The sequence below is a fragment of the Nostoc sp. DSM 114161 genome (assembly GCF_052692665.1).
On record NZ_CP195141.1, the window covers coordinates 1062568 to 1078452 of the forward strand.

At 40.7% G+C, this 15885-nt stretch carries 15 protein-coding genes and 1 CRISPR repeat array (1 of these 16 only partly in view); of the genes, 5 read left to right on the top strand and 10 right to left on the bottom strand.

What is annotated here, in order from left to right:
• Window positions 1-20 precede the first annotated feature (20 nt).
• Window positions 21-407, bottom strand: a complete 387-nt coding sequence (locus NSTC745_RS04640; RefSeq protein WP_445638527.1) for a response regulator — start codon at window positions 405-407, stop codon at window positions 21-23.
• Window positions 379-3786 carry a response regulator gene (locus tag NSTC745_RS04645; protein WP_445636104.1) on the bottom strand — a complete coding sequence of 1136 codons (3408 nt, stop codon included), beginning with the start codon at window positions 3784-3786 and terminating at the stop codon, window positions 379-381. Before NSTC745_RS04645 ends, NSTC745_RS04640 begins: the two co-directional genes overlap by 29 nt.
• A gap of 406 nt (window positions 3787-4192) precedes the next feature.
• Here NSTC745_RS04645 and NSTC745_RS04650 point away from each other — a divergent pair, with 406 nt between their 5' ends.
• Window positions 4193-4597, top strand: a complete 405-nt coding sequence (locus tag NSTC745_RS04650; protein ID WP_096536066.1) for an NIL domain-containing protein — start codon at window positions 4193-4195, stop codon at window positions 4595-4597.
• Here the strand turns inward: NSTC745_RS04650 and NSTC745_RS04655 are convergent.
• Window positions 4594-5658, bottom strand: coding sequence for a DUF3616 domain-containing protein (locus tag NSTC745_RS04655; protein ID WP_445636105.1), 1065 nt, complete (start codon window positions 5656-5658; stop codon window positions 4594-4596). The genes NSTC745_RS04650 and NSTC745_RS04655 overlap by 4 nt on opposite strands.
• A 284-nt stretch (window positions 5659-5942) precedes the next feature.
• On the opposite strand from NSTC745_RS04655, the gene NSTC745_RS04660 reads away from it, so the two are divergent.
• Window positions 5943-6926: a CHAD domain-containing protein gene (locus NSTC745_RS04660; RefSeq protein WP_445636106.1), complete on the top strand. Its 984-nt coding sequence runs from the start codon at window positions 5943-5945 to the stop codon at window positions 6924-6926.
• Window positions 6927-7013: 87 nt separating this feature from the next.
• On the opposite strand, the gene NSTC745_RS04665 is transcribed toward NSTC745_RS04660, so the two are convergent.
• A complete protein-coding gene (locus tag NSTC745_RS04665; RefSeq protein WP_445636107.1) occupies window positions 7014-7154 on the bottom strand; it encodes a hypothetical protein in 141 nt (46 codons plus the stop codon).
• Window positions 7155-7475: 321 nt separating this feature from the next.
• On the opposite strand from NSTC745_RS04665, the gene NSTC745_RS04670 reads away from it, so the two are divergent.
• Window positions 7476-7748, top strand: a complete 273-nt coding sequence (locus tag NSTC745_RS04670; RefSeq protein WP_445636108.1) for a hypothetical protein — start codon at window positions 7476-7478, stop codon at window positions 7746-7748.
• A gap of 551 nt (window positions 7749-8299) precedes the next feature.
• Here NSTC745_RS04670 and NSTC745_RS04675 read toward each other — a convergent pair.
• The 3 genes from NSTC745_RS04675 to NSTC745_RS04685 all read right to left on the bottom strand — a co-directional run bounded on the left by NSTC745_RS04675 (window position 8300) and on the right by NSTC745_RS04685 (window position 9830).
• A complete protein-coding gene (locus tag NSTC745_RS04675; RefSeq protein ID WP_445636109.1) occupies window positions 8300-8983 on the bottom strand; it encodes a pentapeptide repeat-containing protein in 684 nt (227 codons plus the stop codon).
• Window positions 8984-9128: 145 nt separating this feature from the next.
• On the bottom strand, window positions 9129-9311 hold the full coding sequence (locus NSTC745_RS04680; protein ID WP_445636110.1) for a hypothetical protein: 183 nt from the start codon (window positions 9309-9311) through the stop codon (window positions 9129-9131).
• Window positions 9312-9458: 147 nt separating this feature from the next.
• Window positions 9459-9830 (bottom strand): S-layer homology domain-containing protein, encoded by a 372-nt coding sequence (locus NSTC745_RS04685; RefSeq protein ID WP_445636111.1) that lies wholly within the window; start codon window positions 9828-9830, stop codon window positions 9459-9461.
• Between the two features lie 332 nt (window positions 9831-10162).
• On the opposite strand from NSTC745_RS04685, the gene NSTC745_RS04690 reads away from it, so the two are divergent.
• Window positions 10163-10435, top strand: a complete 273-nt coding sequence (locus tag NSTC745_RS04690) for a GlsB/YeaQ/YmgE family stress response membrane protein (protein WP_445636112.1) — start codon at window positions 10163-10165, stop codon at window positions 10433-10435.
• A 173-nt stretch (window positions 10436-10608) separates the two neighbouring features.
• Here NSTC745_RS04690 and NSTC745_RS04695 read toward each other — a convergent pair whose 3' ends face one another.
• The 3 genes from NSTC745_RS04695 to NSTC745_RS04705 all read right to left on the bottom strand — a co-directional run bounded on the left by NSTC745_RS04695 (window position 10609) and on the right by NSTC745_RS04705 (window position 12619).
• Window positions 10609-11622: a WD40 repeat domain-containing protein gene (locus NSTC745_RS04695; RefSeq protein ID WP_445636113.1), complete on the bottom strand. Its 1014-nt coding sequence runs from the start codon at window positions 11620-11622 to the stop codon at window positions 10609-10611.
• 164 nt (window positions 11623-11786) lie between these two features.
• Window positions 11787-12080, bottom strand: a complete 294-nt coding sequence (locus NSTC745_RS04700) for a hypothetical protein (RefSeq protein WP_096536046.1) — start codon at window positions 12078-12080, stop codon at window positions 11787-11789.
• 368 nt (window positions 12081-12448) lie between these two features.
• A complete protein-coding gene (locus tag NSTC745_RS04705) occupies window positions 12449-12619 on the bottom strand; it encodes a chlorophyll a/b-binding protein (RefSeq protein WP_096536044.1) in 171 nt (56 codons plus the stop codon).
• Window positions 12620-13108: 489 nt separating this feature from the next.
• Between NSTC745_RS04705 and ald the strand changes: the two genes are divergently transcribed.
• Window positions 13109-14200, top strand: coding sequence for an alanine dehydrogenase (gene ald / locus NSTC745_RS04710; protein ID WP_445636114.1), 1092 nt, complete (start codon window positions 13109-13111; stop codon window positions 14198-14200).
• Between the two features lie 325 nt (window positions 14201-14525).
• A CRISPR array of direct repeats spans window positions 14526-15885; the repeat unit is 37 nt; unit sequence ATTGCAATTAACTAAACTCCCTATTAGGGATTGAAAC (it continues 566 nt past the right edge of the window).

Below are 15885 nucleotides of genomic sequence, written 5' to 3' on the forward strand. Positions count from 1 at the left end.
AAATTAGGCGTTGGGAATTATTACTTCTGCAAGTTCCAACCCAACGCTGCTGCTACTTGTTGAGCTAATTCTAGGGGATTGAAAGGTTTAGCGATCGCACCGTTGATTCCTATTTGGGCATAGCGACGGCGATCGGAAGCCTGGATTTTAGCAGTTAATAAAATTACCGGAATTGCTTTGGTTAAGGGATTTGCTTGTAACTTTTCAAAGGTGGCAATGCCATCCATATCTGGCATCATCACATCCAGTAGAATCGCATCTGGCTGGTGAGTTTCGGCTTTAATTATGCCTTCTTTACCAGAACTAGCTGTCTCTACTTTCCACCCTGCGACTGTTTCCAAGCAAATCTTGGCAACTTCTTGAATATATTGCTCGTTATCAACCACTAGAATTCGCTTTGTTGCCATCATCGCTGTCCTCTTGTTGGTTGTGAGTAACTCGTTGCAGTAACTCCATTACCCGTTGTTCAAATTCCTCAGTAGTCACACGTCCTTTGGTCAAAAATTCTGTATGTCCTAACCTCAGCCGATTGTGTTCGGATTCATCCAAATCCCTAGCTGAGTATACCAGCACGGGAGTATTACACAGATGATTGTGCTGTTGTAGCCAATCTACTACTGCAAACCCATCACTCTCTGGCAAGATCAGGTCGAGAATCATTAAGTCAGGATTCACTTCTTGACTCAAACGGATTGCTTCCCGTCCAGTTTTCGCTAGGAAGGTTTCAATCTTATGCCTTTCAAACAGAGTTATCAGGAGTTGAGCTAAATCGGTATCGTCTTCAACAATGAGAACGCGGACTCCTTTTGAAGATTTAGCTAACACCTGTCTGAGTGACTCTAATAGATGGTTGTCTGAAAATGGTTTATTTACCCAATTCAATTGGTTAGTTCTATCAGTTTTTTGGGAAGTGCGGATCAAGGGGAGGGTAACGTAAAAAGTGCTACCTTCGCCTAACACACTTTCAGCCCAGATGCGTCCACCATGCTGTTGCATAATACTCCTGCAAATTGCCAAGCCCAAACCAGTTCCATCATGATTGCGCGAATCCGAGGAATCAACTTGTTGAAAGCGCTCAAAGATACTTTCAAGTTTGTCGGTTGGAATACCGCGTCCGTTGTCTTTAACTATTAACAAAACTTCATCGTCTTGTTCTTGTACTTGCAAGCAAACTGTAGACCCAGGAGACGAAAATTTAATAGCGTTACTCAATAGGTTGGTTAGGGTTTGAACAATGCGATCGCAATCTGCCCATACTTGACCTGAGACATCCGAAATTACTAACTTCACTCCTGCTTTATCAGCCAGAGACTGCATAACATTTACTGCTTGAGCGATAATCTCAGCAATATTACAGATTGTCGGTTCCATTTTCGCCTTACCCGACTCGATCCGTTCAATGTCGAGGATGTCGTTGATTAAACGTACTAAACGTTCGGTACTATCAGTAGCAATTTGTAACAGGCGTTTTCCTTGTTCTGAGTCTGTCGGTAGCAAACCACTAGCTAGCATTCCTAGAGAACCATGAATTGAAGTTAAAGGTGTGCGGAGTTCATGGCTGACAACAGAGATAAACTCATCTTTCATACGCTCGATTTGCTTCCGCTCAGTTATATCACGTAATATAACTGTGTAAAATGTCTCTTCATTCATGTCTATTTTGGAAATGGAAGCCTCCGCTGGAAATTCAGTGCCATCCTTACGGCGACCATATATTTCGCGCCGTTCTCCCATACGTCGGGCAACATTAGGAGATTTGCCAAAGTCCACTACATGCTGACGATGCACGTTGCAAAAGCGCTGCGGCAAAAGAAAGTCAAGCTTTTGTCCAATTACTTCCTGGGCAGAGTAGCCGAAGATTTTCTCTGCTCCTTGATTAAACAGTGTGATGCATTGAAAACCATTAATAGAAATAATTGCATCATCGGCGATGTCTAGAATTCGGGCAAATCGAGCTTGAGAAAAATGCAATTGTTCCTGTGTTTGCTGACGTTCATCAAGTTGTGACTGCAACTGTTGATTTACAGCAATTAACTCAGCAGTGCGCTCTGCTACTCTTAGTTCTAGTTCGTTGATAGCTTGGAGATTGGGGGCTGGGGATTGGGGATTGGGGACTGGGGATTGGGGACTAGGGACTGGGGATTGGGAAGATGAGGGAGTAATGGTATTTTTTTCTCTTGGTTCTCTGCTGTTTTGGGCTACACGTTGCCGCAATTTTGCCCGTTCTAAACGGTTGACAATTCGGGTTACTAGTTCTGGCCCGATTATCGGCTTACTAACAAAATCATCAGCGCCAACGCTAAATACCTGATTTACTATTTCGGCATCGTTATGCACTGTGAGGAAGACGATGGGTAACTCACTCCAGTGCGGATCGTTGCGTACCACCTGGCAAAGTTCAATCCCATTGGTAAATGGTAGTTCCAAATCTAAAATCAGTAGATCTGGTGCAACTGCTTCCAAGGTTTCCCAAAACTGACGCGGATCTTCAAGAGCGATCGCTTTGAGTCCCCAAGGACTAAGTAAGGTTTGCAAAAATGCCTGAATTTGCGGATCGTCGTCCACAACCAATATTTTGGTTTCTGCCTCAGAGGGATTTTCTGGCGCCGATGTCGGCGTTTCTAGCACCTGTTTAGTGGGGGATGCAGATATTACCGCTGCATTCTTTTCCTCAATTTCCCGACGCAAGAACTTTACCCAAGTTTCGAGATTGTTGATTTGAGATGAACTCAAAGTTTCACTAGAACTGAGTAACAACTCGATATTCCGCGCCCATTTGGAGCCAAGAGTCAAGCCAAAAGTACCTAAAGATCCTGCCAAGGTATGCGCCTCTTTGGCTGCAAGGCTTTGAAATTCAGGATTTAGATTATTTTCGTTTAAAGCTGCGATCGCTTGCTCCAGCACCTTCACCTGCTCGTCCACCCGCCCTTGAAATCGTTGCCAAATTTCGGCAACGGCCATTAATGTTTGCTGCTGCGATTGGGCATTGGGCATTGGGCATGGGGAAGAGGTGTGGGAGGTGTGGGAAGATGGGGAAGAAATCTTTCCCCCCTCTCTTCCCACACTCCCCACACTCCCCACACTCCCCATCTCCCCCTGCCCCCCTGCCTCTTCCAGCGGTTTCAAACGATAACCGATACCATAAACTGTTTCAATTAGATCGCTGGGCGCTCCTACAGCTTTGAGTTTGTGCCGCAAACCTTTAATATGGGTGCGAACAGCTTCTTCTTGTGGAGTATCTTCGTAAGACCAAAGATGTTCTAAAATCATGCCGCAGCTAAACACCCGCTGACTATTTCGCAAAAATAGTTCCAATAAACCATACTCTTTTGGGGTGAGTGGCAACAGATTTCCAGCATAGTTGACTTCACAGCTACTAGGATCTAGGCGCAAATTCCCACGCTCTAGGATAGGTTGCAACGTTATGCTTCCACGACGCAATAGCGCCCTGACACGAGCAACTAACTCTTCTTGGTCAAAGGGTTTAACTACATAATCATCTGCGCCTGCATCCAATCCGATCGCTTTTTCATGGCTACTATCGCGTCCTGTTAGTAATAATATTGGTACTTGCAGACCATGAGACCGAATCTGTCGGCAAAGGCTAATACCATCCAGCTTGGGCAACATAACATCCAACAGTATTAAATCAAAATCGCAAGTTTGGATGAAATCCCAAGCAACGTCACCATCGGCGGCAACTTCAACGGCATAGTTTTGGTTAGTTAAAACCGAAGAGAGTGCATAGGCATTGAACTCATCATCTTCTACAATTAAAATTTTCATTTTAAAAGCTTTCCAGACAAAAATAGATAGAACAAGTAACCAACCAAAATTTAAATAGCAAAATAATTAATATCATACCTAATTAAGTAGGGGCATACAGCAGTACGCCCCCATAGCCAGATTTGGGAAAATTATAATATTTCGAGCTTTGGTAATTGCTGATAAGCAAAAATAAGCTAATTAAAGAACCAAATCCAACACCAAAATCATCTTTCATCTAGAGTTTGAAGTTGTTGAACCCAAGCCAGGAATTATGGATCGAGTATTCATCTGAACTGAGTCTAACTATATATCTTATGGTAGATGACAAAAAAATATAAATAGGTGAAACGTCAAATTACTTAATCAGCTTTAAAGTCATAAAACTCTGGGTACGCTACAACAGAAAAAAGTCTCTGCAAAACCTGTGAAAAAACGAGTAACCCTCACCTTCCCCAAACGCGCCGTACAAATGCCAGTAACTTATGTACTGGCTAAAGAGTTCAACGTCGCTGCCAATATTATCCGCGCCCAAGTTGCCCCAAATCAAATTGGCAAATTGGTGTTAGAACTATCGGGAGATATCGATCAATTGGATGCGGCCATCGAGTGGATGCGATCGCGCCATGTTAATGTTTCTCATACTTTAGGCGAAATTGCCATCGATCCAGATGTCTGTGTCCACTGTGGTTTGTGTACTGGGGTTTGTCCTACAGAAGCCCTCACTCTCAACCCAGAGACATATAAGTTAACATTCACGCGATCGCGCTGTATTGTCTGCGAACAATGTATTCCCACTTGTCCCGTACAAGCAATTTCTACCAATCTTTAAAACCCAAACACATCTGCTATCACACCGCTATCACCCACCAACCTAGTTTTCGCTGGAGAGTCATAAACCACTAATACCGAAGGTATGCCAGTGACATCTTGAAAAAGTGTAATTCCTTCAGCGCGATCTTCCCGATTTCCATAGGGAATATCTCGTACAAAATCTGGATTAATAAAGCTATTTTCTAGTAAATTTACATCGGTTTTCCAGCGATAAAGTTGCACAGAACCATCTAAATCCATTGTTGGCCCGGCTAAAATTAACAAGTATTGCCCATCTACACACAAATCCCGAATTCCCAAACCATTTAACCAGATAAAATGCTTTTTATATAGCTCCTTCCCTTCGCCTATTTCTTTCAATTTTAAAAGTCCAGGGTTAGAGTCTTCTAACTCTATTTCTAGCACCACGGCCCAACCCCGCAATACAGGGCCGCGCAAACCAAGAAAAATCCGATCTCCAAGGATGGCTATGCCTTCAATATCAAAGCCATTATCTTTTCCTGGAATTGCTGCTTTAATAAATGAGCTTAAATGAGAATCTTCTGTCAAAGCTGCCATCAGTAAATTACCCTGATTGGTGACCTCTAACTTAGCAGCATTTAACTGCACATCAGGTTTTTGCGGATGTGGGCAAGATGAGGATAATTTCCCATCTATTAAAGGAATTCGTCCTAAGAGGTAACGGTTGGGTTCTGATTCAATTTTTGCTAGCCTTTTAAGGTTTTTTATCTCGATTTTGTCGGGTTTTGGTTTTTTGCGTTTGTAGCTATGAGAACCAACAAACCATAAGTAATAATCGCTGTAAGCGAGTCCTTCTATATCAATTTCTTGGTCTTCTGGCGCAGGTAAGCTGATAAATTCTGCTACTCTAAATTGTTGATGCTCTGTAAATTTCTCAGCATCAACTAAAGACAAACGTTCAATTGTTGAACTTTCATCTGACCCTAACCATAAATACTTCTGGTCTGTTAGTAGCACCGCTGATAATTCTTCTCTGTGTTCTTGAAAATTATCTACAAAAGTCAATAAAACTTGATTAAGCCGCTGTGACTTGGACATTTTGAACGATCTAGATAGTTGCCAAAATATTATTCTGTTAATTAATTTTTAAGTTAATATCTCTATCAAATAGAGGAAAGCTATCATTAATATCAAATCATAAGAAGAATCTACTCCTTATACCTTCGAGAGATATTTGTATAGGCGGTCGAAATACTTATATATATCAAAAGTATAATAATACTTTACAGGTATTGATTTAAAAATAATATCAAAAATAGGTGCAACTTTTTAACTAATGTTATTATGCAATAACCTGATTAGGTATCTCATTAAGATTAATTATGAAATTAGCCACACAACCCACGGTAAAAACTCTAGGGGACTACGCCTACCAAGCGATTCAAAAACACTTTAAGAAAAGCTTGAAGTGGGAAAAATCAGTAAAGAAAGATGAAGACCCAGAAGCACTTCACCAAATGCGAGTCGGAATGCGTCGTCTACGCACAGCTGTAACCAGGTTTGGCATAGCGGTAGATTTGCCCAAACCAGTAAGCGATCGCAGTATTGGAAAAATCGCTCGTCGTCTTGGTAGTCTCAGAGATTTAGACGTACTCAAAGAAAGTTTGGAAAATAATTACAAACCAAATTTACCTCGCAAGGAGCAGGGAACGCTGGAAACAGCTTTTACAGCCTTGGCCAAACAACGTGAAGACGTACTCTCAAGTGTGCAGAAAACGTTAAAGGATGAACCTTACAAGTCTTTGAAAGAATCATTAGAAAATTGGTTGGAAAAACCTAATTATCAACCTTTAGCATCAGTTAGTATCCAGCAAGTACTACCAGATTTACTTTTACCGGAAGTGAGTAATTTCTTATTGCATCCGGGTTGGCTGATTGGCACGGAATTTGTGGAATTAGAGGTAAAAATTCAAAAAAACTGGGAACGAGAAAAGATAGAAAAACAATTGACAACAGAAGGCGAAGTTCTACATAGTTTGCGAAAAGAAGCTAAACGTATACGCTACCAAATGGAGTTATTTACTGACTTATATGGTGAGTCTTACACGGCTTACATTACAGAAGTCAAAAATATACAAGAAATTTTGGGTACGATGCAAGATAGCGTAGTATTAGGTGAGTGGCTTGAAGATATTTTCAAGTCAGAAATTCAAACTCAGCTACCTACCCTTGCTAGTTTGTTAACTGAAAATCGCTACCAATCCTGGCAGCAGTGGCAACCCTTACAAGAAAGATATCTGAAAACTGAAACTAGGCATAGCTTTCATTTAACAATACTGCACCCGCTTTCGGGAGTAATAAGTTAAAAGTTATAGCAGGGAACAGGAAACAGGATTGGGCGAACTGGTTTGAAAGCCGTTTATTGCTATAGTTTTTGTTCGGCAGGGATTAGACTAACGAGTCGATAACACACCGCCAGAAATTTGCGGTGCGTTAGGACTATCATCCATAACGCACCCTAAGGACTCAAATCTTTTGTAGTAATGGTTTTTTTGACTTGTGTATACACCGTAGCCTGAAAAAGGCTTGCTCACAAATTCTCTTTCACCCCGTTAAAAAGGGAGTCGCCACAGGCGGGGAGATCTTAACTGAACTGTATTGGGCTACGGGTGATGAGACTCTGATGCAGGGATAGCCAATCGCTACACTTATTGTTATAAATTCTTCAGTAGAGTACTCGTATTTTCCACAAATTTGGTGTATTGTATTTATTCTGTCGAATTTTCCAGTACTCAACTCTATCACAGTATCCTATAGATCTGGCTGAACCTTGTTGAAAGGCTACATCAGCCTCTTAAAGAATCAACGTCCAGATTCTCTTTTTTTATGACCACTTTTCCAAACCTTTAGCATATATGAAAATCATCAAAAAATCTGAAAAGCTAACCCTGAAGAAGATGAAGGAAATGGAAGAAGCCGAAGACCAGATTCTTCAAGGTGAGAGCGTTAATTTTTCTGAACCTGTGGTTGAGGAGAAAGCAATCATCACTCCAGAGTATCCAGTTTTCAGCGAGCCTAATTATATTCCAGTACGTGACAATCCTTTAGTTCAATCTGTTGGTAACTCAGGCTGGCAACCTTCTGATATTTGGCGGGAGATGAGAGTAGATAGTTTTTATGATGGATAGATAAAGTGCTTCGCCAGCAAATATTCTGCTTAATAGTGGATTGCTACTTATAGTGCCTGCAATATAAGAAATAAGCCGTTGCTGATTTCATGTATGAAGACGATTGTCGATGAAATCGAAATCTTTGTAGAGACGTTGCAATTGCTAGCCTCTATATCTCGATTTATACCGCAATTGGGCAACGTTAGAAATAATTAACCACAAATATACTACGCAGGGTAACACAGTTTTGTTACCCTACGGAGTCGATTTATTGATATTACAGTAGTATAGAAAAATTTATTTATGGAATTGAAAAAAAGAAGAAATTTTTGGAATTATAGAACCATACAGTTCAGATAAGACGAAAACTCTTGTAGAGACGGCGATTTATCGCGTCTAGTAAACACACAATTTTGTAGAATTAGCCTTTAACTGAACCATATTGAATTATAGAACTAAATACTAATAGTTACTATTCTCTTAAATCTTGATTTTATACTAAATATCCCCCACTCAAATTACCTTAGTTAAATCTAGTGCTAATTTTTGAAATGGCGATCGCCTAACGCTCATTGTCTGGCAAAAGCCAAGTCGCTTTCAATTAACTTAGCACCTGTTAGATTAGCCCCACTCAAATTGCAGAGGTGAAAATTTGCCCCTCTTAAATCTGATAGTGCTAAATTAGCACCAGTTAAATCTGCACCAGTAAGATTCACTTCAGTTAAGTTAGCGCTGCTGAGGTTAGCTCCTCTGAGTGAAGCTTGTTGCAAGTCTGCCCCACTTAGGTTTGCCCTCATTAAGTATGCCTTATTTAGGTCAGTTCCACTTAAATTAGCTTGACTTAAGTCTGCTGCTGTTAAATCAGCTTTACTAAGATTAGCTTGACTTAAATCTGCCCAACTTAACTTTGCATAACTGAGGTTAATTTCACTCAGTTTCACCGATGTTAGTACTGCACATCTCAAATTAGCATTAACAAAATATTTTTCTCCTATTGCATAACGGCGTAAAATTTCATCAGTTGTTACTCTGTGTAAAATAGCTTTTGATGCGCCTTGATAACACCATGTAGCGCTGTGAAGTTTGGCAACGGTGTTAACAGCTACTTCATCGCATTTAGGAACGATCGCACCATTACAGCCATCCCACTGACCGTTAAGCATAAGTGCAATTTCACTAGCCGCAGCAATTGAATCAAATAGTAAAACAGAGTCTTTTTGCGGTTTTAACCAGTTATTCAAAACAATCGACATAATATTTTTCATTTTTAAAATTTCGGCTGCTATTTTGTGACAGAGTGCTGCACACAGACCTCAGTAATGATGCAGCCGATGTACAGCACGCAGTCACAAAGGAGTTACAATCAGCTTAAGTACAACTGTCTGCAAGAACTAAGTTCTATGCACTTGTTTCTGAACGTTCTATTTGCTGGCGAATGGTATCAATAGAAGCATTAAGACCAGCGAGCTTGGACTCTAAATCATCTCGCATCCAAGTCAAGAATTTTAATTTCCGCTCTAAGCTAGCTTTGTGCGAAATGGGTTCGCTTCCATAACAGGCATTACCCCAAAAAGGAAACATAATTTACCTCTTTATTTAGCTTTTGTAAGAGTGCAATATATTGCACTACTATATTTTGACTAATAACAATCAGACTGGTGTGTGTGACAACCGACCATTTTTGTACGGGCTTAACGAATACTTGCTAAACTAACTGCTGTTCAATGCTTATTTTGTCGCAGGTAGGGTATCAACTTGCTCGTTGAGTTCTCGAAGTTGTTGGTTTAATTCTCTCTGTCGTTTGAGCAAAATTTCCAAATCTTGCTTTGTTGCTAAATCTGCTCTAGCGGGAATAACTTGATTTACCTGATTTAGGCAACTATTCAAGCCAGCAGCAAACTCATAGCGCGTAACTGGACGCGAACCCCCATATGTATTATCGGGATACCCAGATAGACAACCTGTTTGGGGAACAGTGTTGCGCTCGTTGCTGGGTGTTTGTGACAAAGTTTTTGATGGATAGAAAATAATTGTTGCCAGTGCCAAGGTAGTTGTAAGGGTGGCAAACGGAAGCAAGCCAATTGAGAAAATCTTAAACATTGGTGGCAGCTACAAGGCATTTACTCCTTCACCTTATCAAATTAATATTCGGCTTTCAAACTTTAGCTGAATTCTTAAAATAGAGGCGCACAGGTAATGATAAATGCCTATACCACAATTACAAGCAATGGATTGATAAGCCTTTAGTCTTAGACGGACTAGAAGATTTTTCTCAATTGATTATCCATTGGAATTAGGCGAGTTTATCATCAGAAGTAACAGTAATTCATCCTTATGGGTATTAATAATTGGTTCTGTTGGGAGAGTGAATGTCAATGTTGGAATTGTTATTGTGTATTTGTCGGTGAAAAACGTTTATCAGGTAAATAACAATGAATGTTCTTGCTTGGATTGTTTTAGGTCTAATTGCCGGTGCCATTGCGAAAGCCATCTATCCTGGTCATCAAGGCGGCGGAATCTTAGGAACAATATTATTAGGAATCATTGGTGCTTTCGTTGGTGGCAGTCTGGGTGTATTTTTCAGTACAGGAACCTTGGCTCTAGCGGCTCCAACCCTGAGCTTAACCGGAGTTATAGTAGCGGTTCTGGGTGCAATTGTCGCAGTTTTCTTGTGGAACTTGCTAACTCGTAGCAGTGCAGTCTAGTAAATTAAACCGGATTTAATTGTAATTAATTAATAGTAAAACTCAGGGAATCGATTCAATTATATATTCTCCCTGAATTTAATTAAAAGAGTAGCGCTTACTTAACTATAGGTAAGCGCTATTATTATTTTGATAAATCCATTATTTAAGGATATTCTGGTGTTAATGAAGCGCTACTTACGTTTTACTGGAATTCCCCAAATCTTGATTTTTTGATCGTATCCACCACTGGCTAATACTCGCCCATTTGGACTAAAAGCAATCGCACTTACCCAGTCTGTATGTCCGCTTAATGTATTTATTAACTCACCTGAGCTGATATTCCACAATCTAATGCCATCTCTGCCAGCACTAGCAAGGGTTTGTCCATCTGGGTTAATGGCGATCGCATTTACCCAGTTATTATGTCCTGTAAGGGTGCGGAATAATTCTCCACTATTGACATTCCACACTTTAACAGTGCGATCGCGGCTAGCACTAATTAATGTTTGTCCGTCTGGTGTAAAGGCGACGGCAGTCACAGAATTAGTATGAGCTGCTGATTCACTAATTAATTTACCACTACTCAGACTCCACAGCTTAATCACGCCTTTATTGTCGCCACTAGCCAAGGTTTGCCCGTCGGGACTAATAGCCACCGTATAAATCAAATTGTTAAAGCGTGCTAAACTACCAAGCGGCCGCTGCTGTAGCAAATCCCATAAGCGAATTCCATCTAAAGCTCCACTAATCAAAACTTTACTATCAGGAGATACCGCTAAAGATAATACGTTGCTGGTGTGTCCTACAAAAGAGCGGCTAAAGCTAAATTTATAATTTTTCACGTTCCAGAGGTTAATCGTGTTGTCAGTACTACAACTGACGAGGGTTCGACCATCTGGCGAAATTACTAAAGATTCTACGGCAGTTTTGTGTGCTTTGCTAACATTCCCCAATTTTTTGCCGTTTGCTGGATTCCAAAGGCGAATTATGCCTTCATTTTCCGCACCTCCACTGATCAGAATTCTGCTATCTGGAGTGAAAGCTAGAGATTTAACAGTTCCAGTATGTCCTTTGAGGGTATAAAGTAACTGAAAATTCGCAAAGTTATTTGTAGTTTCGGAATTTGGTGCAAATTCAATGGCAGCATCAGCCTGATGATTATAAAACCCTTCCCAGGTCATTACTGGAAGGGCAAGAGATACCATAAATGCCAGAATAATATACCTACGCCGGAAAATCCCCCCACCTCTTCCCTCACTCCTCACTACTTTTCCTCACTTTTTGAGTAGGTATTAAAAAATATATACAAACAAATCTTCGAGAGTTATGAATTATCACTCATAACTCCTAACTCCTAACTCAACACTCCCTAAAGAGGTGGTTTTTTCTTAGAAACACTTAGCATCGGTAAAGATGGACTAGAGGAACGAGAGGGCAAGTAATGTTGTACTATAGGCTCCTCTGGTAGAGGACGACGCTGCTGGATACGCCACAACTTTAAGCCTAGCGCTATCCCTGCCATTCCCAAACCAAAAGCAAACAACGACCAGCTATCATCCAATCCGCCAATCAGGGCATCTACCAGTCCCATCGTAATCAATATAGCGATCAGTGGTTCTTTGCGGTAGGTTGACTTCAAAAAACGAGGTAATACAGCATTCATCACGGGTTGATTGGTTCCAGTTCACCTTTTGTGTATATCATTGACCGAGAATACCTCACCCATATTTTGCCTTATTCATCGAAGGCATAAATTAATTTAATTATGATTTTCTGGAGTAGGGGAGGAAGTCTACTCATTAACGTTCTTACATGTGCTAATTGCAACTTTTTACATATTTCAGTCAGTAATAGATATTTAGATTCCTCTCTTGGTTACATTCTACGGCAACAATTTACAAATAAATCTAATTAAAGTCTTGAGAGTGAAGTACTTCGCTATCAATCTTTGAAGTCAAAACCAACTGGTTGTTCCAGCTGGTTGAAACTCCTCTAAATACTAGCTTACAATTTGTGTGCTTGTTGGTGGCACTACTTCAAACCTAGCCATGATAGCACCCCTTGATTGGTGACGTATTCGATCGCCAACATCAAGGCAAAGCCAATCATTGCAGCTCGACCATTCAACCGCTCGGCATATTCGTTAAAGCCAAACTTCGGCTCTTCTAGTTTAGGTGTAATTGTCGGTTGTGGTTGTGTCATTTTTTAGAAACCTCTTTTTGGCAAACGGGACTTAATATCAGATTTTGTGGTATTGGTTGGCTAAGGAGTAATGCCATGCCTGGTTGAAGATTTGTCATTACAATTGATACAGGGACGCTCTGAGGCAAAGATGTACGGAGATTGTAATGATAAGTGATTCACCGGACTTGGCATTAAAGGTAAAGTAATTAACTTTTTCGTTAGCCTTAGCTTATTTTGGCAGCTGATGAGCGATCGCAATGCTTGAATGGCAAGAAGACTCGATCGATTCAGCTAGCAACCGCTTTTTTAACAAATTGTTACTATTCTTTATATATTGTATAAATACTGAGGCAATAGTCAAGAGTAAGAGTTTGCAGCCATTTGGATTAAATTTACAGGCTCAAGATAGAGAATAGCTATTTCTAATACAGCTATCCCTAATAGATCGGTAGCAAGCTTGAGATTGGCAGGCTACAGTTAAACAAAAAAAATTATCAGAGGCGATATATGGAAATCGGCGTTCCGAAGGAAACTAAAGATCGAGAATTTCGGGTAGGTTTGAGTCCTTCGAGTGTGCGGGTGCTGCAAGAAAATGGTCATAAGATCTTCGTTCAGACACAAGCAGGTGATGGTGCTGGATTTACAGATGAGGACTACATAACTGCTGGAGCAGAGATTGTCCCTACAGCAGAAGCGGCTTGGAATCGAGAATTGATTGTAAAAGTCAAAGAGCCATTAAAAACAGAGTATAACTTTTTGCAGAAAGGGCAAATATTATTTACTTATTTACACTTAGCTGCCGATCGCAAGTTAACAGAGCATTTAATTGATTGTGGCACTTGTGCGATCGCCTACGAAACTGTAGAACAACCAGGTGCTAACAGGCTACCTCTGTTGACTCCCATGAGCGTGATTGCTGGTCGGCTTGCAGTACAATTTGGGGCGAGATTTCTAGAACGTCAGCAAGGCGGTAGAGGCGTGCTTTTGGGTGGCGTACCTGGAGTCAAACCAGGTCGAGTAGTAATTCTCGGTGGCGGTGTCGTCGGCACGGAAGCAGCTAAAATTGCCGTGGGGATGGGTGCTAGCGTCCAGATTTTAGATGTAAGTGTCGAGCGTTTATCTTACCTAGAAACTTTATTTGGCTCTAGAGTCGAATACCTTTACAGCAACTCGGCTCATATTGAAGCCGCAGTTAAAGAAGCCGACTTACTCATCGGTGCAGTTTTAGTCCTGGGACGTAGGGCACCAATCTTAGTATCCCGCGAATTAGTCAAACAAATGCATCCTGGTTCGGTAATAGTTGATGTTGCTGTTGACCAAGGCGGTTGCGTGGAAACCTTACATGCCACATCTCACACAAACCCTGTGTACATCGAAGAAGGTGTGGTGCATTACGGCGTTCCCAATATGCCAGGAGCCGTACCTTGGACAGCGACTCAGGCACTCAATAACAGTACATTACCTTATGTTGTGCAGTTAGCGAATTTGGGAATTAAGGCATTGGAAGTTAACCTAGCCTTAGCTAAAGGTCTAAATGTGTACAATCATAAATTAGTGCATCCTGCCGTACAAGAGGTATTTCCTGATTTGGTAAGTTAGACATTGCACGGGCCAGGGCTAGAAGCTGTGCAAGTGTTAGGCGATCGCCTATCCTAATGGTGGTAATCTTCATCAATTAGACTAATTTCGTTGCCAAATGCGCGGATGGGCAGCTGTAGAAAATCAAACGAAGCAAAAAATGGCTGCATCTTATTGCGTACAAGCTTTTGAGGACTATAGGACTGGTCAACCATCCGCGCACCTTACACAGACCGAGTTTCAGCGATTTGCATCTGGTGTTACTACCATCTCCTGTGTTATGATTCACTCATCCGCGCAACTGCACCTTGAAAACCAAATACAGCAAGCCTTTCAAGAATCGGCTATTGCAATTAACTAAACTCCCTATTAGGGATTGAAACAGTATTTTGAATAATAACTTTAGTAAATCCAGTGGGATTGCAATTAACTAAACTCCCTATTAGGGATTGAAACTAAAAAAGGGTCTTCAAAAGTTTTTTATGTTTCATTGCAATTAACTAAACTCCCTATTAGGGATTGAAACTCAGCCTTTCCGGCTCCAACTTGCTCAAAGACAAAGATTGCAATTAACTAAACTCCCTATTAGGGATTGAAACAACGCCCTGTTTCTACCCAGATAACGAAACAGACCAGATTGCAATTAACTAAACTCCCTATTAGGGATTGAAACGGAAAAAAAATGTCTATATCCAACCCAGGAAACACAGGCAAATTGCAATTAACTAAACTCCCTATTAGGGATTGAAACTTATCAATCCTGCCACCAATTCAAGAACAAGCCCCCCCATTGCAATTAACTAAACTCCCTATTAGGGATTGAAACATATCAAACCATCGTTGCCGATGCAATTTTGGGAATTGCAATTAACTAAACTCCCTATTAGGGATTGAAACGGATTATTGGTACAAAGATGAATTGACTAAATACCATTGCAATTAACTAAACTCCCTATTAGGGATTGAAACGTATGTTTTTTTTCTTTAGGGATACTGACAACCATTGCAATTAACTAAACTCCCTATTAGGGATTGAAACACTGGCTCCAACATTGGAGAGGGACTGTGGTACTATATAGAATTGCAATTAACTAAACTCCCTATTAGGGATTGAAACGCATATATGAGAATGGGCGGAGACAATCGCGCTAATATTGCAATTAACTAAACTCCCTATTAGGGATTGAAACAATGCAAGTGCGCTCACAGGGTTGACACTTGCAAATTGCAATTAACTAAACTCCCTATTAGGGATTGAAACATTGGAGACATAGACTACCAGCTTTTAGGGGCGGATTGCAATTAACTAAACTCCCTATTAGGGATTGAAACAAGTACCGAGTGTACTATGAGTTCGACACACTAGATTGCAATTAACTAAACTCCCTATTAGGGATTGAAACATTTTATTTGATGAAGTTGGGGTCTTTGTAAATGCATTGCAATTAACTAAACTCCCTATTAGGGATTGAAACGACACTTGCAACCTCATATAATAGTATGAAAAAGATTGCAATTAACTAAACTCCCTATTAGGGATTGAAACCTTCGTGCCACTTCTCCACACTCTGGATCAGTACCATTGCAATTAACTAAACTCCCTATTAGGGATTGAAACAAATTTTTTGGGGCTATTAGCAAATGTATAAGTCATTGCAATTAACTAAACTCCCTATTAGGGATTGAAACTTCTCGGTTTGGGCGAC

Coding starts and splice junctions, on each gene's coding strand:
- NSTC745_RS04700 (WP_096536046.1), bottom strand. CDS start 12,080: ATGAATGCTGTATTACCTCGTTTTTTGAAGTCAACCTACCGCAAAGAA.
- NSTC745_RS04675 (WP_445636109.1), bottom strand. CDS start 8,983: ATGTCGATTGTTTTGAATAACTGGTTAAAACCGCAAAAAGACTCTGTT.
- NSTC745_RS04705 (WP_096536044.1), bottom strand. CDS start 12,619: ATGACACAACCACAACCGACAATTACACCTAAACTAGAAGAGCCGAAG.
- NSTC745_RS04655 (WP_445636105.1), bottom strand. CDS start 5,658: ATGTCCAAGTCACAGCGGCTTAATCAAGTTTTATTGACTTTTGTAGAT.
- NSTC745_RS04670 (WP_445636108.1), top strand. CDS start 7,476: ATGAAAATCATCAAAAAATCTGAAAAGCTAACCCTGAAGAAGATGAAG.
- NSTC745_RS04640 (WP_445638527.1), bottom strand. CDS start 407: ATGGCAACAAAGCGAATTCTAGTGGTTGATAACGAGCAATATATTCAA.
- NSTC745_RS04690 (WP_445636112.1), top strand. CDS start 10,163: ATGAATGTTCTTGCTTGGATTGTTTTAGGTCTAATTGCCGGTGCCATT.
- NSTC745_RS04685 (WP_445636111.1), bottom strand. CDS start 9,830: ATGTTTAAGATTTTCTCAATTGGCTTGCTTCCGTTTGCCACCCTTACA.
- ald (WP_445636114.1), top strand. CDS start 13,109: ATGGAAATCGGCGTTCCGAAGGAAACTAAAGATCGAGAATTTCGGGTA.
- NSTC745_RS04660 (WP_445636106.1), top strand. CDS start 5,943: ATGAAATTAGCCACACAACCCACGGTAAAAACTCTAGGGGACTACGCC.
- NSTC745_RS04680 (WP_445636110.1), bottom strand. CDS start 9,311: ATGTTTCCTTTTTGGGGTAATGCCTGTTATGGAAGCGAACCCATTTCG.
- NSTC745_RS04645 (WP_445636104.1), bottom strand. CDS start 3,786: ATGAAAATTTTAATTGTAGAAGATGATGAGTTCAATGCCTATGCACTC.
- NSTC745_RS04695 (WP_445636113.1), bottom strand. CDS start 11,622: ATGGTATCTCTTGCCCTTCCAGTAATGACCTGGGAAGGGTTTTATAAT.